Here is a 20,246-nt window from a genome sequence, read left to right on the forward strand (position 1 = left end):
ACATCACCAAAGCAGATGATCGAGAGGCAGAATTCAGTTAACGATCGGTAAAGCGAACCCGAAACTTGTACCTCGATATTAAATGTCTCTGTTTTTTACCCGATAATTGACGTACTGGTTTGTAAAAGAACCATCGTCAAAAAGATCAATAACGGCATAACCCGCTCTTGTTTCCTGTACTTTCCCAAACCAGTAGTTGCCGCATACTGCTCCGTTGCAGCAGTAACTTACTTGGTTATAATCCACACGGTCCAACACATGCGTATGTCCGCTGATGGCCAGTTTAACATTATCATGTTTGTTGAAAATTCCGATAATATCCGAAACATCGGTATGCATCCAGCTTCCGGAAATGAGCCAGCTGTCATTTTGCATGTTTTTGTCCCGCACAAATACACTTGCGCAAAGAATCGGAATATGTGAAATAACCATTACCGGTGTTTGCGGTGAAGTTTGGTTCAGATCTTTTTTCAGCCATTCCATTTGTTCCTCATCCAGCTTTGCATAATAAGTGAATCCTTCGTCCCGGACATGAATGCTGTCCAGAAAAATCAGGTGCCAGCCGTTTTTGTCCAAGCTGTAATAGGGCTTTTGTAATTCAAATTCATCCATAGCCCATTTTTTTCCGTCTTCGAAAACGGCGCCTTGTTCCCTGTTGCTCCATATATCGTGATTTCCGATGACAGAGTAAAACGGCAGTGAATTATCGTCTTTCATCACCTGATGAAAAAGCTTCCATTGCGTGGCCAGTTTGGATTGCGTGCTGCCGCCTGCTCCCATGATAGAGTCGCCGCCGTTGATAATCAGGTCGGGCTTTATGGACAAATTCTGAATATGATGAAGACACTTTGCCATGCCGTTGGCTGCCCAAAGCTGAGGCTGAACGTGTATGTCCGTGATGTGAGCAATCCGCAAAACTCTGGCCGGTGCTTTTTTAATCACATCATTTGCTATATCCGGAAGTGAAATTCCGCCCGCCAGCAAACCCATATTTTTCAACAGACTTCTTCTTTGCATAACATTGAATGGAGTTAACTGATTGGAATCTACAAAGAACAGTGCCTGAAATCAGCAACTTAGCGTTGAGTAAACGAAATAAAATCTAACCGTTATCCGGACACTTTCAAAAACAGCATAGTCAGGATTCGCAATCAGTTTTCCGGCTGCTCAATTTTGCTGATGATTTGCTCGAGGTTAATGCCTTTGTCAAGAACGGGTTTAAACAGGTCACCTTCGTTTTTAATCCGTTCCATAGCGTTGAAGATCGTAAAGTTCTGAAGCTTCAGACCTTTTTTTACTTCATCCCAGTGCAACGGCATGGAAACGGTTGCGCCCGGTTTGGGACGGACAGAATAGGGTGCCGCAAGCGTGGCTTGCGGGCGATTCTGCATATAGTCAATGTATATTTTTCCTTTCCGGTCTTTGGTCATACGTTCGATGCTGGTAAAATCCGGAAGTTCCTGCTGCATCCGACTGGCAATCCATTGTGCAAACAACTGGCACTGATCATAATTATATTTTGCATCTAGCGGAATGTAAACATGGATTCCTGTAGAACCGGAAGTTTTGCAGAAGCTCGGAACATGAAGCGAATCCAGCAGTTGTTTGATGGTTTGTGCCGTTGTAATGACCTGATTAAAAGTATTGGATGGGTCAGGATCGAGATCCAGCAGGCACCAGTCGGGATAATCCGGCTGTTCAGTCCGACTGTTCCAGGGGTGCATGTCAATGCAGCCCAGATTGGCCGCATAAAGCAGGCTGGCTTCATCATTGCAGAGCATGAAATTCTTCTGCTCGTCATCACCTTCTGCTTTGTAGGGGAAAGTCCTGATCCAGTCCGGCACTTTACCGGTAACATCTTTCTGGTAAAACCCTTTTTCCGTAATGCCATTCGGAAAGCGATACAGGGAAAGCGGCCTGTTTTTCAGATAAGGCAGAATATAAGGCGCAACTTCATGGTAATACTGGATCAGATCCCGTTTCGTTATCTTTTCTTTTTCCCAGTAAAACTTGCTGAGATTGGTGAATTTCACCTCGCTGCCATTTAATTTTTTGATCTGTGTTTCATCTTCGGCATTCAGGAATGATTTGCTTTTTTTCCCATCCGCCTTTTCTGCTGGCTGATTTTCCATATGCTCTTCTGCTGCTTCGTTCAGGATTTTTTCCGTTGGAAGTTCCACTTCTTTCACTACTTCAGTTGCTTTTTTATCTTCCCGCATCCCTTCAAACGACGGATGCCGGAAAATGCCGTCGGCCGTGACTTCTGTAAAACTGACTTCGCAAATCAGTTCAGGTTTCAGCCACGTTGCATTCAGTTTGGCCGGATTGGTTTTCAACCGGGAAGGTTTGTTGTATTCAGGTGAATCTTTGAACGGATTTTTCTGCGTTATATAAGGTTTGAAAGTTTCCAGCATTTGCCTTTGCTGTTCCATATTAAAGCCCGTTCCGACTTTTCCGACATATTTGAGAAAGCCGTTTTCGTAAACGCCGAGCAGCAATGCGCTGAACAGTCTTGGCGTTCCGGCATTCCTGGTATAACCCACGATTATGACCTCCTGCCTTTTATGGATTTTTATCTTGAGCCATTCATTGGTACGGGTCCCCGGAAAATATTTGCTGTCCGATTTCTTGGCCATAATCCCTTCAAGCCCCATTTCTGCTGCGGCTTTGAAAAACTCCTTTCCGTCAGCAACAATGCTGTAACCCGTTCTGACCACGCCTTCCTGCGGTATGATGGTTTGTAAAATAGCTTTTCTTTCAGACAGCGGCAGATTTAAAAGCCCTTTTCCATCCAGCCAAAGAATATCAAAAACATAGTAAACCAATGTTCCGTTTTCCTCGGTGTGCCAGTTTTGCAATGCGTTGAAATCGGAATGGCCCTTGTCGTTGATCACCACGATTTCACCGTCCAGAACTGCATTCAGCTTCATATCGGCCAGCTTTTGGTAAACTGGGTAAAATTTTTGGTTGTAAGAAATACGGTTTCTGGACTGAAGTTCTACTTTGCCTTCGTTCAGGAACGCCACGGCGCGGTAACCGTCCCATTTCACTTCATATTCCCAGCCCGGATCGTCAAAAGGCTCGTCCACAAGCGTGGCAAGCATCGGGTCCAGCGTTTCAGGAAAAGGTTCTGATTTGCCGCTTTTATCCGAAATATCAGAATGGATTCTGGCTTTGCCATTCCGGTTTTCAGCCTGATTCTCTGATTCGTCACTGCTGTTCTTCGACCATTTTCTCACTGCCCTTTCCGGTCCGTCCGGTGCGTTTTCCGGCAAGTCCGATCCATATATATTCTTACTTGCTTTCTTTATGGTTTCAATCGTTTCATCCGAAATGACCGATTTGTCATTTTCCGTAATGTCCGATTCGGAAGCAAATGCATCGCGGTGTTTGATCAGCAGCCAGGCATTTCCACCCATTCCGCGGGTTTTGACCAGTGCAAATTCTCCTTTCAGCTTTTGGCCGTTCAGCCGGAATTTCAGCGAACCCGATTCCAGTTCCCGAAGCAGAATCCGGATCTGTTCTTCTTTGGTATCTGCCGTTTCCAACGGTTCATACGTACCATTGTCCCAAACCATTACTGTTCCCGAACCGTAATTTCCTTCGGGTATTATCCCTTCGAAATCCTTGTAGTCGTACGGGTGATCCTCGACCATCATGGCCAGCCTTTTTACGGAAGGGTCTGTGGAAGGTCCTTTGGGAACGGCCCAGCTTTTGAGCACGCCGTCCATTTCCAGCCTGAAATCATAATGCAGTCTGGAAGCATCGTGCTTCTGAATAACAAATTGCAGTTGATCCGAAGCTGCATTTCCGCCTTTGGGTTCGGGTGTATGTGCAAAGGAGCGTTTTTCATTGTATTTGTCCAGACTCATAATCTTTTCATTTCATTATGTAAAGCAAACATTTAGGTAAAAATCATCTTCAGCATGGACATGTAAGCTGTTATTTGATCTTTAAAATGCCTTTATTGTAACCGTTTTTCAGGAAAACAGCCTGATTGAAATCCGGTTCCGATCAACCTGAACAAGGATAGAAATGCATTTTGGTAACCGGTTGACTAAAATAATTGTACCGGTGCTGATCTGTGTTTTTCCGGTTTTATGGCTTGGAAGGAACGGGTTTTTGGCAATAGACATATGGATCAGCAATTCACTTTACAGCATTTACACATGAGCGTTATAGACATTTTAGGCGAACAGGAAGAAACGTTGGGAACCGCAGAAGACCTGAGGGAAGAAATTGTTGTGGAAGTTGCACAGCAGGAGGTTTCCGGCAGTCTTGTAAAAATAGAATTTGAAACTTCGTTAGGCTTGTGTACGGGGTATTACCATTCCAGCGAACTGGGCCATGAAGAAATCAACATGGATACGGATTCCATGAACATGCTTCAACGGCTTTTTCCCGCATGCAACGGCGTATTTGTGCATCAGAGTAACCGCGCTTGGGTGGAAATCAGCCTTGCGGAACACATTCATGGCCTTCCGGAGTATAAAATTTACAACAGGATCGTTACTGCACAAATCTGAACGGACCCGTGCATAATCACATTCGTCATGAAAGAAATTCATGCAGCCGATCTGAAGCAGATCGAAGCTTTTCACCATGTTCCGGAGGATCAGCTGGAATGGATGATCCGTCAGAGCAGTCATTATGAACTTGCGGAAAATGCATTTCTGGCGCAGCCCGGTGATCTGCTGAATGCCACGCATATCCTGATCAGCGGAAGAATCGAAATCTACAGGCTTCAGAATCACTCTCGGATATTTGTCGCGGAACTGATGCCGGGAAGCATTACGGGTATGCTGCCTTTTTCAAGAGCCAAAAATGCTTTTGCCTATCTCCAGTGCGTGGACGCTTCGCAGCTGATGTCGTTCCCGCTGGAAAAAATGAGAGAGCTGATCGTTTCACATTATGAACTGACACAGGCACTCGTCATTGTAATGACTACGCGCGTAAGGGAGTTTACCGAACTGGAACAGCAAAATGAAAAAATCATGGCGCTGGGCAAGTTGTCTGCCGGGCTTGCGCATGAACTCAACAATCCGGCAGCCGCCATTATACGCGGTTCGCTTTCCCTTAAAAAACATCTTCAGCTTCAGCCGGATGCATTTAAAAAGCTGATTTCCGTTCAGATGGCTCCGGAAGAAATTGACGCGATTAATGAAAAACTGTTTGCAGTGCTTGCAAACAAGTCGAGGCCTGTGCTTACAATGATGCAGCGTTCGGAACAGGAAGATGAACTACTGGAATGGCTGGATGACAATCAGATTGACGATGTCATGGATATGGCCGAAAATTTTGTCGAGTTCGGGATCACGATGGACGTTCTGGAAGAAATGCAGAGCCGCATCAAAAAGGAAGATCTTTCACCGGTACTGACCTGGATCAATACCAATCTTACAACCGAAAGAATGGTGGCTGATATTCAGGAAGCTTCCGGAAGAATTGCTGATCTGATCGGTTCGGTCAAATCTTTTACGCATATGGACCGCGGCGGTGAAAAGGACTTTACAGATATTCACATCGGACTCCGCAATACGCTGATCATGCTGAACTACAAGCTCAAACATGCCAAGGTAAAGGTGATCGAAGATTTTGACCACAATCTTCCGCAACTAAAAGCAATGGTCGGCGAGCTGAACCAAGTCTGGACAAATCTGATTGACAACGCCATTGATGCGCTGGACGGTCAGCCTGATCCGGAATTAAGAATTTCAACCTGCCTGGATAAGGAATACATCCGTGTTACCATTTGTGACAATGGCCCGGGCATTCCGCCGGAAATCCGCAGCAGGATTTTTGATCCTTTTTTTACAACCAAACCGATCGGGAAAGGAACGGGACTCGGACTGGATGTCGTCATGCGTATTGTCAGGCAGCATAGTGGCTCCGTGACGCTTCATTCCAGTCCGGGAAAAACGGAATTTCTGGTTTGTTTTCCGATTAATGGTTAATTTATGAGCGGTTGTTAGCTTTTAGCGGTTAGCTGTTGGCGCTTAGGTTTGGGCTGTCCGGAGAAGGAGCTGGTTATTCAATGCGGATTGTAAAAACTGATTTTCTCAGCTAATTTTAAGTAATTACTTATTCAAACATAAAGGTTTCAAGCTATGGGTTTGCCCATTATTTTTTCTATTGATGATGACGCGCAGGTTTTAAGAGCAATCAGCCGCGATCTGAAATCGCATTACAGACAGGATTACAGGGTTTTGAGCACAACTTCAGTCCGTGAAGCCATGGAGAGTTTGCTTGATCTTCAGAATAAAGGAGAGGAAGTGGCCATTTTTATTTCGGATCAGCGCATGCCGGAAATGCAGGGCGTTGATTTTCTCGAAAAAGCCATGGTAATGTTTCCGTTTGCAAAAAGGGTTCTGCTGACTGCATATTCGGATACCGATGCGGCCATTAAAGCCATTAACGACGTTCAGCTGGATTATTATCTGATGAAGCCGTGGGATCCGCCGGAAGAAAAGCTGTATCCCGCTATTGATGAGTTGCTGCACGACTGGCAGGGAAGTTACCGTCCTGAATTCAAGGGAATAAAAGTGATCGGTTATCAGTTTTCGCCCAAATCGCATGATATCAAGGACTTTCTTGCCGGTAACCTGATTCCTTATTCCTGGCACGACGCCGCTTCCAGCGAACAGGGAAAACAGATTACCAGAACAAATAATCTTTGCCCGATTGATTTTCCAGTTGTGATCCTCGAAGACGGTACTTTACTGAAAACGCCTACCTTGATTGATCTGGCCTCGCACATCGGACTGAACGCCAAGACCAAGCAGCAGATATATGATGTCATTATCATCGGAGCAGGGCCGGCCGGACTGGCCGCTTCCGTATATGGTGCTTCGGAAGGTTTGAGTACGTTGCTGATTGAACGCAAGGCACCGGGCGGACAAGCCGGCACAAGTTCAAGAATCGAAAATTACCTCGGCTTTCCATCCGGACTAAGCGGTGCGGACCTGACGCGCCGTGCCATTACGCAGGCAACAAGGTTCGGGACAGAATTTCTTTCCCCGCAGTCCGTCAAGGAAATCCAACTGAAAGGAAAATACAAAACGCTGCTATTAGGCGACGGAAGTGAAATCAATGCGAAAGCCGTAGTAATTACCACTGGAGTGGATTACCGGAAGCTGGAAACCAAAGGGATTGAAGAATTTACCGGAAAAGGTATTTATTACGGAGCTGCAAGCACAGAGGCAAGTTCTTGCGGCAACAAAGATGCGTATGTGCTGGGCGGCGGTAATTCTGCGGGCCAGGCGGCCATGTACCTGGCCAAATTTGCCCGCAACGTATTTGTGCTGGTCAGAAAGCAGGACCTTACTTCTTCCATGTCATCCTATCTGATTGATCAGATCCGGGGTACGGAAAATATTACGGTACTGGGCTGTACCGAAATTCTGGAAGCATTGGGCGACGAACATCTGGAATCGCTCCGGCTTATAGACCTGAATACGTCGGAGGAAAAATTAGTGCCGGCAGATGCCTTATTCATATTCATCGGAGCCAAACCGTTTACAGACTGGGTTGGGCTGGAAATCATCAAGAACAGCAAAGGATTTATTGAGACCGGCAGAGAAATGAAAAGTTACAAAGATTTCAAGCAGATCTGGAAAGCGGAGCGCGATCCCTATTTACTGGAAACAAGTTCACCGGGAATTTTTGCAGCAGGCGACGTAAGGGCCGGAGCTATGAACCGCGTAACTTCCGCAGTTGGCGAAGGTTCCATGGCAATCAGTTTTGTACATCAATATTTAAGCGAAGTATAATGAAAGAAATCTGTCAGCATATCAATGAAATTGGAGTAATCAAATTGCCCGCGGAACTTGTCTGTGAAGAATGCATGAAAACGAATGGAACCTGGGTACATCTGCGAACCTGTCAGACTTGCGGCACCACGTTATGCTGCGACAGTTCGCCATCCAAACATATGACCAGGCATTTTCATCATTCCGGACATCCGGTTGTCATCTCCGCCGAGCCGGGAGAAAAGTGGCTCTGGTGTTACCAAGATGAATCCTTTGCGGCATACGAATAAGTGCTTATTGGAATTTTGATTAAGCGTTCATTTCAGGATTAAGTACAATCAGGTATTTATCCCGAATTGGACGCTTTGTGGTTATACACCTGTATCTACAAAATGAGCATGAATGAAATATAATGATTATTGCTGTTATAAGTAGAGCATACATATATATGCCAAATATCTGAACATCAAAAAGTAAGGATACCAAGAAGGCAAATCACTAATATAAATGCTTTTCAAATTTATATTTTATCTTTAAAAATTTTAATAATAATTAATTTCTAACAGTGTTAAAATTTATTTTCCTGATTAAAATTACTTTTTGTTAATTAGTTATCTGATTTTTACACAATGCAGATTCTCCCTTTACAAATGCAAAACCAAGTTGTTGTTACAAAGTTGGTTGTGGAAAGTTGCAAAATTCAGCATTTTCATGAGCTCCATCAGTAATGCAATTTCCTGCTTCCCTAAACCAAAGCATAGCGGAATGTTTATATCCTGAATCGTATGTTACCTTCCTTCTGTCATCCGGAAAGCAGCAGAAACCACGAATACCAAACACAGGATCGTGCTGCAAAGTAGCCATGAGAACAAAAGTTGCAAATCATGTACGCGACATTATACCGCCTCATTGTTAAAGTTTTGAATAAATATGATATTTGTACCCGATTTAATTAATCATTCCCGAAGTAATGTCAAGAAAAGGACCAATCATTTCTATTGAAGACGACACAGACGATCAGCTGTTAATCAAAACAATCTTAAAAGAACTTGGAATTACAAATACGCTTATCTTTTTTCCGAACGGTCTGGATGCATTGCTTTATTTGGAAACCACTCAGGAGCAGCCATTTATAATTCTTTGCGATATCAATATGCCCATCATGAACGGCATTGAACTCCGCCGTCGTATTGAACAGAATGAATACCTCAGAAAGAAATCCATTCCTTTTCTGTTTTTAAGCACAGCAGACAATCCGTTGGAAATCCAGATTGCTTACGATATGACTATTCAGGGATACTTTAAAAAGGATAACAATTTTCATGATCTTAAAAGCAAATTCCGGACTATATACGATTACTGGCAATGCTGTCTGCATCCCAACAGTAACAATGGCTGACATATTTGTAAATTAATTTTGTACAGTGACAGCCGGAAAGATGATTTATGGCTTAATCCACAAACTGTCCGTAAAGTAGTGCTTGCAATCCAGAAAATGCTCCATGACTTCAAATCCGTTTTCAACGGCGGTTCTTTCAATATCTTTAAGCGTATACTTCTTTGACAATTCGGTCCAAATCAGCTCGTTTTGTGAAAATTGGTAACTTTTGCCACTTTGAGAAATAGATACCCGCTGAGCCTTCAGACTTACAAGATAGCTTCTGACTTCGCCGTTGAGCGGATTGTAAAAAGAGTAAAATTCAAACTGGTTCAGGTTGAAATTTCCGCCAAGTTCGCGGTTAATCCTGTTCAGTAAATTGAGGTTGAAATCTCTGGTGATACCTTGCGGATCGTCGTAAGCCAGGCGTATGGTTGCCGGATTTTTCTGAAGATCAAATCCGGTCAGCAGCTTGTCACCGGCTTTCATATTCCGGTGAAATCCGGTCAGAAGAGCCCGAACTTCTTCCGCTTCGTAGTTTCCGATATTGCCGCCAAGAAACAGAAAAAGGTTGGGTGTGGAAGAAGAAGACAGTTCGCCGATCATGGAAAAATAATTACCGATCAGCGGTTTAATTTTCAGCGAGGGTAAATGCGACAGCATATTCGTTTTCAGCTCATCAATGGCTTTACCTGAAATATCAACCGGCACATAGGAAAAATCAATGCCTTTTTCCATCAACTGTTTCAGAAGCTGACGAGTTTTTATCCCGTCGCCGGCACCGAGTTCCACAATGTTGAAAGGTTCGGCGAAGCTCAGCTTGTCAATGATTTTCTCTCCTTGTAAAGAAAGGATCTCAAATTCGCACGCAGTGGGGTAGTACTCAGGCATTTTCATGATGTCCTGAAAAATGACGCTGCCAATATCGTCATAGAAATATTTGGATGAAATCTGTTTTAAAGGTGCGGATAATCCTTGGTGTATATCTTCTGCAAAAGTATTGTCTGACATGTTCATTTGATTATCTGGCCAGTCTGATGCCGGTATATTGCCAGCGTTCGTGGGCGTGAAAAAAATTGCGGTACGTTTTCCGGCTGTGTTCCGGCGAAGTGGCCACCGATGCGCCGCGAAGCACCATCTGGTTAATCATAAATTTGCCATTGTACTCACCAACAGCACCTTTGGCTTTTGTAAAACCCGGATAAGGAAGGTAAGAGCTGTTTGTCCATTCCCAGCGTTGCCCCCAGTCCAGCCGGTCGGAGGCAATTTCCCATTCTGCCTCAGATGGAAGCCGCATTTCTTTCCATTGCGCAAAAGCAGCAGCTTCATAAAAGCTGATGTGGCTCAACATGGCATCCGGATTAACTTTCTGCAGTCCGGCAAGCGTATAATAATGCCATTCCCCATTTATTTTATGCCAGTACATCGGCGCTTCCACGGCATGCTCATTAACCCAGGACCAGCCTTCATCCAGCCATAAATTGAAGTTCTGATAACCGCCATCTTCCATAAAGGCAATGTATTCGCCGTTGGTAACCAACGACTTGCTGATTTCGAATTCATGAAGGTATACTTTATGACGGCCCAGTTCATTGTCGAAGCAAAACCCTTCTCCTTCAAACCCGATGTTGTAAACGCCTTCATGAACGGCTAAAAAACCGCTTTCTGTATTTTCAGAATTTACGAGATTATGACCTGCTTTGTAGACAGGGAACAGCGGATTATGTCCCAGAATATACTTGATATCCGTTACAAGCAGTTCCTGATGCTGCTGTTCATGATGCAAACCAAGCTGAATCATGGATAGGGCGTGGGTATCCGCCAGATTTTCCAAAAGCTCGTTCATGCACCGATCCACATGTTGACGGTAGGCATACACGTTTGCCGTTGTTGGCCGTGTAACATTTCCCCTGTCCGTACGAAGCGTGCGTTCGCCAACATTGTTATAATAACTATTGAACAAAAAGCTGAAATCCTTGTCAAAAACCTCGTAACCCGGTTTGAAATTCTTTAATATAAATGTTTCAAAAAACCATGTGGAATGCGCCAGATGCCACTTTGGCGGACTTACAAAGGGTACGGGCTGTGGTACATAATCTTCTGTTTCCAGTGGCTCGCATATACTTTCAGAATGTTTTCTGACCGTATTATACGCCGCGCTGATGTTGTTAATGTTCATTCGAGGAAAATTGTTTTAAATCTGTAATAGTCGTTATATTCAATGATTGTGCCTGTTCTTTGCGCATCATCAAGGCATAGGCATTATTGAACCCGATCGGTTTAAGCCATTGCAATTTATATTGCCTGGAAAATTCGCTCCTGACAAAATCATATACTTTTTCACGGCTTCCTGAAACCCGGCTCATTGTTTTTGTATCCGGTTTAAGAATGACAAGAAGCCCGGTTCCGGTATATTCCGGATAAAGGTCGATTTCGCCATTGGTAAGGGCGTCAAAGCAGATTTTTGTACCGCCAAGGCCGGTTCGTGTCTGTACTGTTAGCTGCGTGTTTCCTTCAATAAGTTCTTTATACATTTCTACAAGAATGTACTGTTCCGCAAATATTTTGGAACCCAGCCTGATTGTTCCCTTGCTTCCCTTCAACGGCTTTTTGTAAAGTCCTTTGGATAACAGAAAATCATGCGCCACTTTTTCAGGAGCAAGCTTCAGGTAATCCACTTTAAAGTTGAGTTCCGTCATAACGGAATCATGAATGATGCCGGAAAGCAGGTTCAGAGCCGTCTCAAGTTCCGGATATTTTTCAAGAATTTCCGTTCTGACCAACGGACAGGCATAATAAGGCGGAAAAATGTTTTTGTCATCCTTTAGTGTAACCAGATTGTAAGCTTTTAAGCGTCCGTCCGTACTGTATCCGCTGATTATGTCCAGCTTCTTTTCAAATGCTGCTTTGTACATAACGGCATCGCTGATGACAACCGTAGGAATATCCAGTTTATACTTGGATTTTAAGCCGAGGTAACCATCTTCGCGGCCCATAAACTCGGGAGTAAAACCGGCAAGCAACTGGTTGCCGGTGTAAGGAACAAGGTAAAACGACGATAAAACAAGCAGCAGAACGGGTAATACAAGCATTACTTTGTTCATGCGCCGTAGACCGGATTTTTGCAGCAGTGAAAGCAGGAAATCCAGACCAATGGAAAGCAATGCAGCCGGGATGGCACCCGCCAGGATCATATTCGTATTGTTCAGCGCGATACCGCCGAAAATGAATTCGCCCAGACCGCCTGCGGCTATATAGGCTGCCAAAGTAGCTACACCCACATTAATTACAGTAGCTGTACGTATTCCGGCCAGAATAACCGGCATGGCAAGCGGCAATTCTACCTGCATCAATATTTGCCACTTGTTCATCCCCATTCCTTTTGCCGATTCCGTAACGGCCGGCTCCACGCCAGAAATTCCGGTATACGTATTGCGGATAACCGGCAGCAATGCATATAAGAACAATGCTGTAATGGCAGGAAGTGGCCCGATTCCGAGCAACGGGATCATGAATCCAAGCAAAGCCATACTTGGAATGGTTTGCATGATTCCCGCCAAACCTAGTACTGCCCATGCTGCCTTTTTTCTGCCTGCTATCCAGATTCCAAGCGGAAGACCGATGAAGACAGCCATAAAAAGCGAAATGCAGGTCAGGCCGATGTGCGTGATCGTCTGGCTCCACAGCTTGCCGGATTGCTGAAACATGAATTCCCATAAGCTTTGCTGCACTTCCATTATTTACCCTGTTTGTAACTTGCAGCAGCGTTTTGAATAGCTGTTAAAGTAAAGTACTTTAATGATTTTGTCGCTGATTGATAAACAATTAGCCTGTTTTTGTTCAAGTTGGAAAGCTTTTCCATTCCTTCCCATAAACTCTTTGAACTCAGAAACAGAGGCGTTTGGGTTGTTTCATCAGCCGTCTCGAATTCATTCCAGACATCGTCGAAGGTTAAAGATTTCAGTTCCAGAAATAACCGTTGCTGATCAAAAAACGATTTTACAAATTCATTTTCAGGTTTGAACATCAGCTCCTTTGCCGTTCCGGATTGAACAATTTTACCTTTATCCATCAAACAGACTGCATCGCCAAGTTCAAAAGCTTCCTGAATATCGTGCGTCACCAGCACAATGGTTTTTCTTTTCAGTAAAGGCATTGCCGTGAATTCTGCTCTTACCTGCGCACGCGTAACCGGATCAAGCGCACCGAAAGGCTCGTCCATCAGCATAACCGGCGGATCAGATATCAATGCCCTTGCCAGCGCAACCCGCTGCTGTTGTCCGCCGCTGAGTTCGTTCGGGTATTTATTAGCAAAATGCGCAAACGGCAACTTTAACTGATCCAGTAATTCAACTGTTTTTTCAATAATTTCTGTCTTGCTCCATTTCAGCAATTTTGGAACAATGGCAACATTCTCCGCAACGGTATAATGCGGGAACAAACCGTTATTTTGCGAAACGTAACCGATTGTACGCCGCAGAAATTCCGGTTTCTGATCAAAGATATTTTTTTCATTGATATATATAGTACCCGAAGTCGCTTCAATCAGGCGGTTCAGCATTTTCAATGTCGTCGTTTTGCCGCAGCCGCTTGTTCCCAGCAAAACCAGTGTATTCCCTTCCTTAACCTCGAAGGAAACGTTATTTACCGCATGAACAGCACGGAACTTCTTACTGATGTTTTCTGCAATGATCATGCATGACAATTTAAACCGGAGAAACCAGGCAGTTTGTAGTTACGGGTTTAAGTTAGACATTATCACATCAATTGCAATGATACCGGCTACTTATCCAAGGTCATAAACAGGTTATTAAGCGATTCTGCATAGGTCGGATGCGCAAATACGCCGTTCAGAATCCGATCGTATGTTACGCCGCCCATCATGGCCATCTGCAGAATGGTCACAATTTCACCGCCTTGTTCGGCCAGAATGGAAGCGCCCAGGATTTGGCCGGTCGCCGCGTCTACAACCGCTTTCATCATGCCCCTTTCGTCGCCGGTTTCAATGGAGCGTGCGACGCTGCTGTTTTTCAGTGTGGCCACTTTTACGTTCAGTCCTTTATCCCTGGCTTCCTGTTCTGTGATACCAATTCTGCCCAGTTGCGGATCAATGAACATGCAGTAGGGCACCATTCTTCCTTCCGTAGTCTTGTTTTCTTGTCTGATTACGTTGGCTGCAATGATCCGGTAATCGTCAAATGCAATATGCGTAAATGCCGGCCCGCCTTTTACATCGCCCAACGCGTAAATGCCTTTTACGTTGGTTTCCAGCTTCTCGTTTACCTTGATATACCCTTTCTTATCGATTGTAATACCGGCAGCTTCTACTTTTAATGCGGCGCTTTGCGGCTTTCTACCGGCTGCAACAAGAATGTGTGTACATTCCAAAGCGTTTTTCTCTCCGTTACTTTCCAGATTGACCGTAATCCGCTTTTCATTTCTAGAAACAGAAACGGCCTTGCTATTCGTAAGCAATCGGATGTTTTCCTCTGACAGGATTTTAGTGACTTCTTCTGCAATATCCCCGTCTTCTCTGGACAATATACGTTCCGATGGTTCCAGAATGGTTACTTTGCTTCCAAAGCGGCTGTACATCTGTCCGAATTCCAGACCTATGTATCCGCTACCGATTACAAGCAGTTGTTCGGGAATTTCGTTGAGCTCCATAATGGTCGTGGAAGTCAGATATCCGGTTTCTTCAAGACCTTCAATGACAGGAATTTCCGGTTTTTCGCCGACATTGATAAAGATTTGGTCCGCAGTAAATATCTCGGTATGGCCATCGTTCATGGTTATGCTCAGCTCCTTCTCCGCATTGAATTCGGCTGACCCGTAGTACAGATCCAAGTTTTCTGTTTCCAGAATCCCTTGTTCAGAATTGTCGCGCATCATTTGCACAATGCCGTTTTTACGTTTCAATATGGCCGCAAAATCAAGTTTTACAATTTCTGAAAAAACGCCGATATTCTTATTGTGATAGGCAGACCAAGCTGCTTTTGCCGATGCAATCATGGCTTTGGTAGGAGAGCAGCCGTCATTGACACAGGTGCCGCCAACCCATCGTTTTTCAATCAGGGCCGTTTTTAATCCTGCATTTGCAAGTTTTTTGGATAAAGGCGTTCCTGCCTGGCCGGAGCCAATGACTATTGCGTCATAATGTTTCATATAAAGAGGAGATTAATTACTGCACAATTTTGACGCCTTTCCAGAATGCAACGTAGTTCCTGATATTTGCGGCTGCGTCTTTTGGCTCAGGATAATACCATGCAGCATCCTTGTTGACGTCGCCATTTACGCTTACATTGTAATAAGATGCAATTCCTTTCCACGGGCAGGTTGTATGCGTTTCCGACTTGGTTAGCAACTCTTTATTAACCGATGATTCCGGGAAATAATGATTGTTTTCAACAACAATCGTTTCAGTACTGTCGGCTATGACTTGATCGTTCCAGATGGCTTTCATTCAGGCAATGTTATGAGGTATATGTCCGACAACAATAAAAGCGTGCCTGTAAAGACACGCCTGAAAGATATATGGAAAGAAATGAAGTCTCAGGAAAAGAATTCCAGCGAATGCTGCTTGTCCAAGTTAATTTGCTGAACAAGCTTGTCGAGGCTGTCAAATTTTTGCTCCGGACGCAGATAATGCAATAATTCCAGTTTCAGGTCTTCCCCGTAAATTTCCTGGTCGAAATCAAACAAATGAGCTTCAATCGTTCTGATGCTGCCGTCAACAGTAGGTCTTACGCCGATATTCAGCATGGCATTGTACCTTTTTCCCTGATGTGTTGCCCGAATAATGTAGACACCATTTTGCGGAACGAGTTTGTAGGATTCATGCAGAAACAGATTTGCCGTGGGAAATCCGATTGTCCGTCCAAGCTGTTTACCTTTTACAACCGTTCCGGAAAGTGTATAGGCTCTTCCCAGCAAGTCATTTGCTTCGCTGATATTGCCCGAGTGCAGCGAATTGCGGATGCGGGAAGAACTGATCGCCAGGTTCTCAATGTCTTCTCTTGAAATTTCTTCCACTTCAAAGCCGTATTGAAGACTGTTGTTTTTCAGAAATTCAAAACTGCCTTCCCGGTTCCTTCCAAAACGGTGATCGTAGCCAATAACCAGTTTTTTAGTCCCAATTTTTTCAACAAGTATCTGCTGGATAAATTCATCTGACGACAATTCAGAAAATGCACGGGTGAACGGCACGATGGCAAGATGCTGAATGCCCAGCTGGGAAAACAATTCTATTTTTTCGTCTATCGTGGAAAGCAGGTGCAGTCCCTGGCTGTCTTCGGAAACAACCGTACGCGGGTGCGGCCAGAAAGTAAGTACAACCGATTCACCGCCAGACTGTTCACTGATTTCTTTCAGGCGGTTAAGTATTTTTTGATGTCCAAGATGAACACCGTCAAATGTGCCGCTTGTTACGACGCCATATTCCAGTTTATGAAAGGAATCGAGGCTGTGATAAATATTCATTCGTTGACTTCTAACTTCAGTTCCAATCTTTTCTGCTGAATGAAATCGGTCAGATTCCAGGCATTCTTCAATTCAAAAGCACCGATGCGCGTTCTGCAAAGCGCGCTCATATACGCACCGCTGCCCGCTGCCAGACCGAAATCGCGAACAATACTGCGAATATAAGTACCTTTGGAACAAATAATCCTGAAATCGATCTCCGGGAAGCGGGTGGCATCTGTCTCAAAAAGGGATATTTCCACATTTCTCTTCTTGATTTCCACTTCTTCGCCACGTCTTGCTTTTTTATAAAGACGTTCGCCATCAACCCTCAGCGCAGAATAAATGGGCGGAATCTGTTCAATGCGGCCGATGAATTGCAAGCGGGCGTTTTCCAGGATTTCCGGTGTGATATGTGCCGTTGGAAATTCCGCATCAAATCCGGTTTCCAGATCAATGGAAGGTGTTGTTTTCCCTAAAACCAACGTGCCGGTATACTCCTTTTCCTGGGCCTGAAATGTATCGATCTGTTTTGTTTTTTTGCCGGTGCATAAAATCAGCAAGCCGGTGGCCAGCGGATCAAGCGTTCCGGCATGGCCTATTTTCTTGAATTTACAGGCCCTTTTAAGCTTGTTGGCAACATCAAATGAAGTCCAGGTCAAAGGTTTGTCAATCAAAATGACTTCCCCTTCGTCCGGTTGGTTGGTATCGTTGTTCAAATCTTAATAAACAAGTTAAAGGTTCCGCTGAAAACTTATACAATATCCAGCTTGTAACCCGATGCAAGCAATCCAAGCAGGATCAATCCAAGAATAATGCGGTAATATCCGAAAACCTTGAAACCGTATTTGGTCAGAAAGCTGATGAAAAACTTGATGGCAAGCATAGCCACCACAAACGCGACCAGATTTCCGATCAACAGCACCTTAATGTCCGAAGCTTGTATGGTATCGTACGTTTTAAGCAGTTTGTAACCGCCCGCCGCAGCCATGGTCGGAACGGCAAGAAAAAAGGAAAATTCAGCCGCCTGCTTGCGCGACAAGCCCTGAAGCATGCCGCCGATGATTGTGGAAGCAGAACGGGAAACGCCCGGAATCATGGCGATACATTGAAAAAAACCGATTTTCAATGCATCGAAGTAGGAGATTTCCCTATCGCGTGTATTCGGATTGGCTATCCGGTCGATAAAAACGAGAATAATCCCGCCGACAAGCAATGAAATGGCTACAACGACTACATTTTCGAGCATGGCATCAATGAAATCATTCAGTAAAAAACCGATGACCGCTGCAGGAAGAAAAGCAACGAAAAGCTTGAAATAAAAATCGGTGGATTGAAAAAACCGTTTCCAGTATAGAACCAGAACGGATAAAATGGCACCGAACTGAATGTTGACGGTGAACATTTTGGTAAATTCCAGATGACTGATCCCCATAAAGGAGGAAGCGATAATCATGTGGCCGGTAGAAGAAACGGGCAAAAATTCGGTAATTCCTTCAACAATAGCTAAAATAATGGCCTGCCAGATACTCATGAATGGGTGGGTTTACGTAAAATCGCCCAGAACTCAATGACGAAGCCGACAACGGTAATCAACGGGCCCAGCGTAAGTCCCAGAAAACCAAAGCCGAATTCTTCACCGTCAAACGTCATGATCAGAAAACCGCTTAATATGACAGCAATCCCGATCAGCATCATGGTGTAATTGGACGATGAAAATGGAAGTTCGTTTTTGTTGTTATTCATTTTTAAGGCTGTTTATGCAGTAATGAACTATTTATATTCTAACGACTGAAAATTAATACAGATCGTCCAGCGCCATTCTCAAATAACGCGAAAGCGACTGATACGTACTGGAAACGCCGATCAATACGCCGAGAATCAGCACAATGGCGACAAGAATGACAAGCCTGTTATATTCCTGAAGCATGGCCAAACCTTCCACATTCCGGACAGCAACCTGTTGCAGTACAATCAGTAAAACACCCGCAAGTATTCCACCGATCAATCCCTGAATGGCGCCACGCATGACAAACGGCTTCTGGATAAATCCATTGGTAGCGCCAACAAGCTGCATGCTCCGGATCAGAAAACGCTGTGAATAAATGGCCAGTTTGATCGTATTATTGATTAACAACACAATGATAATCAGCATGATCAGGGCAAAACTTGCCAGGACAATATAGATCTTTGTCACATTTCGGTTGATGTTGTCCGCCAGATTTTCCTGATAAACAACTTCATAAACACCTTTTATTTTTTCAAGATCTTTTTTAATCAGCTGCAATTTGGCTTCTTCAAAATAGTCTTCCTGAATTCTTACACGATAGCTGTCCCGTAACGGATTTTCTCCCAAGAACGCCACAAAGTCTTCCTTGGTACCCTGAATAAATTCCTTGGCAGCTTCTTCCTTGGAAACAAAAGTAATCGGTTGTACTTCGGCAGAAACAAGAACGTAAGGTTTGGCCTGGATTAAGCTCAGTATGGAATCCTGGCCGGCCTTGTTTACTTCTTTGTCAACAAAAATACGTACTTCAATATTTTCACGGATAATGGAAACCAGTTTCTTGGATTGTATTACCAGAAGCCCGCAAAAACCGATCAGGAACAATGCAGCCGTCAGGCTAATAACAATCATGGTGTTGGGATAACTTCCGATCTTCTTTTTTTTCGGCATAGCAGCGTAAAATTTCGCTTATCGTTAGAAAGGTTAAAACGATTAACGGCAAAAATAAGGATTTAAATCTTAAATGAGCGAACCGGAGCAATCCTTAACTATTTTTAACTCTGTGGAAAACGGTGCGCCTTAGTTTCTGCGGCCCATTTCATCCCGGATTTTAGCAGCTCTTTCATAATCTTCCTTCGACAAAGCATCTTCCAGCATACGCTGAAGTTCGTCATAGGCAAGGTCGCGAAGCTGGTTTTTTCCGGCTCCTGCGGTTTTAAGTGTTTCTCTTACTGCTTCTTCGTCTTCATCCTCATCTTCGGACAAGGAACTGGAAACAATTCCGGCTTCAGACAAAATAGCTTCGTAAGTATAAATTGGTATGTCAAAACGCAGACCGATTGCAATGGCATCCGAAGGCCGTGCGTCAATTTCAATTTCCCGAAGTGTATCGGTGCAAACTATTTTTGCGTAAAAAATACCTTCTTTAAGATCTGAAATGACAATTTCCTTTAGAGTATAATTCATTCCATCCGCAAATGACTTAAACAGATCATGCGTCATCGGACGATTGGGAATAATGTTTTCAATCTGTACAGCGATAGCCTGGGCTTCAAATACACCAATAATAATAGGCAAACGGCGGTTGCCTAATTCTTCTCCAAGAACCAGGGCGAAGGAACCCGCCTGTGACTGGCTTGGGGAAAGCCCCAGAATTTCTAACTTGATTTTTTTCACGTTAAACTAAATGCAGTAGAATTGTTTTAATTGCAATGGACTGTGCTTGCGATCTGTAATGTCTTCTTCTATTGACAGGTGACTTTCACAATTCTGATTCTGCAATTGATAGTCAATGCATTAACATCTGAGCGGTTGAAAGTGTTCCTGTCATTTCATATCCCGGATACGAATGAAGGTGCAAAAATAATTAACCCATGCTGCATAAAAAAATGCAGTATGGGCTAAAAACGGGTTTTGCAATATTTAATTTTAACAA

The 20,246-nt window shown here is 44.1% G+C and carries 19 protein-coding genes; 5 read left to right on the top strand and 14 right to left on the bottom strand.

What is annotated here, in order from left to right; translation table 11 throughout:
- Positions 1 to 78 precede the first annotated feature (78 nt).
- Both FEM55_RS03160 and ligD read right to left on the bottom strand, forming a co-directional pair.
- Positions 79 to 1,017 carry a metallophosphoesterase family protein gene (locus tag FEM55_RS03160; protein ID WP_138279850.1) on the bottom strand — a complete coding sequence of 313 codons (939 nt, stop codon included), beginning with the start codon at positions 1,015 to 1,017 and terminating at the stop codon, positions 79 to 81.
- 134 nt (positions 1,018 to 1,151) lie between these two features.
- On the bottom strand, positions 1,152 to 3,872 hold the full coding sequence (gene ligD / locus FEM55_RS03165; protein ID WP_138279851.1) for a DNA ligase D: 2,721 nt from the start codon (positions 3,870 to 3,872) through the stop codon (positions 1,152 to 1,154).
- 297 nt (positions 3,873 to 4,169) lie between these two features.
- Here ligD and FEM55_RS03170 point away from each other — a divergent pair, with 297 nt between their 5' ends.
- The 5 genes from FEM55_RS03170 (at position 4,170) to FEM55_RS03190 (ending at position 9,147) form a co-directional block, all read left to right on the top strand.
- Complete coding sequence (locus FEM55_RS03170) at positions 4,170 to 4,526, top strand: hypothetical protein (protein WP_138279852.1); 357 nt, start codon at positions 4,170 to 4,172, stop codon at positions 4,524 to 4,526.
- Between the two features lie 27 nt (positions 4,527 to 4,553).
- A complete protein-coding gene (locus FEM55_RS03175) occupies positions 4,554 to 5,954 on the top strand; it encodes an ATP-binding protein (protein WP_138279853.1) in 1,401 nt (466 codons plus the stop codon).
- Positions 5,955 to 6,107: 153 nt separating this feature from the next.
- Positions 6,108 to 7,769, top strand: coding sequence for an NAD(P)/FAD-dependent oxidoreductase (locus FEM55_RS03180; protein WP_138279854.1), 1,662 nt, complete (start codon positions 6,108 to 6,110; stop codon positions 7,767 to 7,769).
- Entirely contained in the window at positions 7,769 to 8,038 is a 270-nt protein-coding gene (locus FEM55_RS03185; protein ID WP_138279855.1) for a UBP-type zinc finger domain-containing protein, read from the top strand. Before FEM55_RS03180 ends, FEM55_RS03185 begins: the two co-directional genes overlap by 1 nt.
- Before the next feature lie 680 nt (positions 8,039 to 8,718).
- Positions 8,719 to 9,147: a response regulator gene (locus FEM55_RS03190; RefSeq protein WP_138279856.1), complete on the top strand. Its 429-nt coding sequence runs from the start codon at positions 8,719 to 8,721 to the stop codon at positions 9,145 to 9,147.
- A 45-nt stretch (positions 9,148 to 9,192) separates the two neighbouring features.
- Here FEM55_RS03190 and FEM55_RS03195 read toward each other — a convergent pair whose 3' ends face one another.
- The 12 genes from FEM55_RS03195 to FEM55_RS03250 form a co-directional block, all read right to left on the bottom strand.
- Positions 9,193 to 10,137, bottom strand: a complete 945-nt coding sequence (locus FEM55_RS03195; protein WP_138279857.1) for an L-histidine N(alpha)-methyltransferase — start codon at positions 10,135 to 10,137, stop codon at positions 9,193 to 9,195.
- A 10-nt stretch (positions 10,138 to 10,147) separates the two neighbouring features.
- Positions 10,148 to 11,305, bottom strand: a complete 1,158-nt coding sequence (egtB, locus tag FEM55_RS03200; RefSeq protein ID WP_138279858.1) for an ergothioneine biosynthesis protein EgtB — start codon at positions 11,303 to 11,305, stop codon at positions 10,148 to 10,150.
- Positions 11,295 to 12,863: an ABC transporter permease/substrate-binding protein gene (locus tag FEM55_RS03205; protein ID WP_138279859.1), complete on the bottom strand. Its 1,569-nt coding sequence runs from the start codon at positions 12,861 to 12,863 to the stop codon at positions 11,295 to 11,297. Before FEM55_RS03205 ends, egtB begins: the two co-directional genes overlap by 11 nt.
- Positions 12,863 to 13,822 (bottom strand): ABC transporter ATP-binding protein, encoded by a 960-nt coding sequence (locus FEM55_RS03210; RefSeq protein WP_138279860.1) that lies wholly within the window; start codon positions 13,820 to 13,822, stop codon positions 12,863 to 12,865. Before FEM55_RS03210 ends, FEM55_RS03205 begins: the two co-directional genes overlap by 1 nt.
- Before the next feature lie 86 nt (positions 13,823 to 13,908).
- On the bottom strand, positions 13,909 to 15,291 hold the full coding sequence (locus FEM55_RS03215) for a mercuric reductase (protein ID WP_138279861.1): 1,383 nt from the start codon (positions 15,289 to 15,291) through the stop codon (positions 13,909 to 13,911).
- A 16-nt stretch (positions 15,292 to 15,307) separates the two neighbouring features.
- Positions 15,308 to 15,589: a DUF427 domain-containing protein gene (locus FEM55_RS03220; protein WP_138279862.1), complete on the bottom strand. Its 282-nt coding sequence runs from the start codon at positions 15,587 to 15,589 to the stop codon at positions 15,308 to 15,310.
- Between the two features lie 89 nt (positions 15,590 to 15,678).
- The gene (locus tag FEM55_RS03225) at positions 15,679 to 16,605 is read right to left on the bottom strand and encodes a bifunctional riboflavin kinase/FAD synthetase (protein ID WP_138279863.1); all 927 of its coding nucleotides are present in this window, start codon (positions 16,603 to 16,605) and stop codon (positions 15,679 to 15,681) included.
- A complete protein-coding gene (gene truB, locus FEM55_RS03230; protein WP_138279864.1) occupies positions 16,602 to 17,303 on the bottom strand; it encodes a tRNA pseudouridine(55) synthase TruB in 702 nt (233 codons plus the stop codon). The genes FEM55_RS03225 and truB overlap by 4 nt, the downstream gene beginning before the upstream one ends.
- A 35-nt stretch (positions 17,304 to 17,338) precedes the next feature.
- Positions 17,339 to 18,118 (bottom strand): undecaprenyl-diphosphate phosphatase, encoded by a 780-nt coding sequence (locus tag FEM55_RS03235; RefSeq protein ID WP_138279865.1) that lies wholly within the window; start codon positions 18,116 to 18,118, stop codon positions 17,339 to 17,341.
- Positions 18,115 to 18,330: a DUF3098 domain-containing protein gene (locus FEM55_RS03240; RefSeq protein WP_138279866.1), complete on the bottom strand. Its 216-nt coding sequence runs from the start codon at positions 18,328 to 18,330 to the stop codon at positions 18,115 to 18,117. The genes FEM55_RS03235 and FEM55_RS03240 overlap by 4 nt, the downstream gene beginning before the upstream one ends.
- 52 nt (positions 18,331 to 18,382) lie before the next feature.
- Complete coding sequence (locus FEM55_RS03245; RefSeq protein ID WP_138279867.1) at positions 18,383 to 19,261, bottom strand: cell division protein FtsX; 879 nt, start codon at positions 19,259 to 19,261, stop codon at positions 18,383 to 18,385.
- A 129-nt stretch (positions 19,262 to 19,390) separates the two neighbouring features.
- Positions 19,391 to 19,987, bottom strand: a complete 597-nt coding sequence (locus FEM55_RS03250) for a bifunctional nuclease family protein (protein ID WP_138279868.1) — start codon at positions 19,985 to 19,987, stop codon at positions 19,391 to 19,393.
- Positions 19,988 to 20,246: the final 259 nt, after the last annotated feature.

This window comes from Dyadobacter sediminis (assembly GCF_005860765.1).
Lineage (GTDB): Bacteria > Bacteroidota > Bacteroidia > Cytophagales > Spirosomataceae > Dyadobacter > Dyadobacter sediminis.

Bases quoted from the DNA above. Each gene is read 5' to 3' on its own strand.
- FEM55_RS03245 (WP_138279867.1), bottom strand. From the start codon at position 19,261: ATGCCGAAAAAAAAGAAGATCGGAAGTTATCCCAACACCATGATTGTT.
- FEM55_RS03185 (WP_138279855.1), top strand. From the start codon at position 7,769: ATGAAAGAAATCTGTCAGCATATCAATGAAATTGGAGTAATCAAATTG.
- FEM55_RS03220 (WP_138279862.1), bottom strand. From the start codon at position 15,589: ATGAAAGCCATCTGGAACGATCAAGTCATAGCCGACAGTACTGAAACG.
- ligD (WP_138279851.1), bottom strand. From the start codon at position 3,872: ATGAGTCTGGACAAATACAATGAAAAACGCTCCTTTGCACATACACCC.
- FEM55_RS03160 (WP_138279850.1), bottom strand. From the start codon at position 1,017: ATGCAAAGAAGAAGTCTGTTGAAAAATATGGGTTTGCTGGCGGGCGGA.
- FEM55_RS03190 (WP_138279856.1), top strand. From the start codon at position 8,719: ATGTCAAGAAAAGGACCAATCATTTCTATTGAAGACGACACAGACGAT.
- FEM55_RS03235 (WP_138279865.1), bottom strand. From the start codon at position 18,118: ATGAGTATCTGGCAGGCCATTATTTTAGCTATTGTTGAAGGAATTACC.
- FEM55_RS03175 (WP_138279853.1), top strand. From the start codon at position 4,554: ATGAAAGAAATTCATGCAGCCGATCTGAAGCAGATCGAAGCTTTTCAC.
- FEM55_RS03195 (WP_138279857.1), bottom strand. From the start codon at position 10,137: ATGTCAGACAATACTTTTGCAGAAGATATACACCAAGGATTATCCGCA.
- FEM55_RS03215 (WP_138279861.1), bottom strand. From the start codon at position 15,291: ATGAAACATTATGACGCAATAGTCATTGGCTCCGGCCAGGCAGGAACG.
- FEM55_RS03225 (WP_138279863.1), bottom strand. From the start codon at position 16,605: ATGAATATTTATCACAGCCTCGATTCCTTTCATAAACTGGAATATGGC.
- FEM55_RS03210 (WP_138279860.1), bottom strand. From the start codon at position 13,822: ATGATCATTGCAGAAAACATCAGTAAGAAGTTCCGTGCTGTTCATGCG.
- FEM55_RS03170 (WP_138279852.1), top strand. From the start codon at position 4,170: ATGAGCGTTATAGACATTTTAGGCGAACAGGAAGAAACGTTGGGAACC.
- FEM55_RS03180 (WP_138279854.1), top strand. From the start codon at position 6,108: ATGGGTTTGCCCATTATTTTTTCTATTGATGATGACGCGCAGGTTTTA.
- egtB (WP_138279858.1), bottom strand. From the start codon at position 11,305: ATGAACATTAACAACATCAGCGCGGCGTATAATACGGTCAGAAAACAT.
- FEM55_RS03205 (WP_138279859.1), bottom strand. From the start codon at position 12,863: ATGGAAGTGCAGCAAAGCTTATGGGAATTCATGTTTCAGCAATCCGGC.
- FEM55_RS03240 (WP_138279866.1), bottom strand. From the start codon at position 18,330: ATGAATAACAACAAAAACGAACTTCCATTTTCATCGTCCAATTACACC.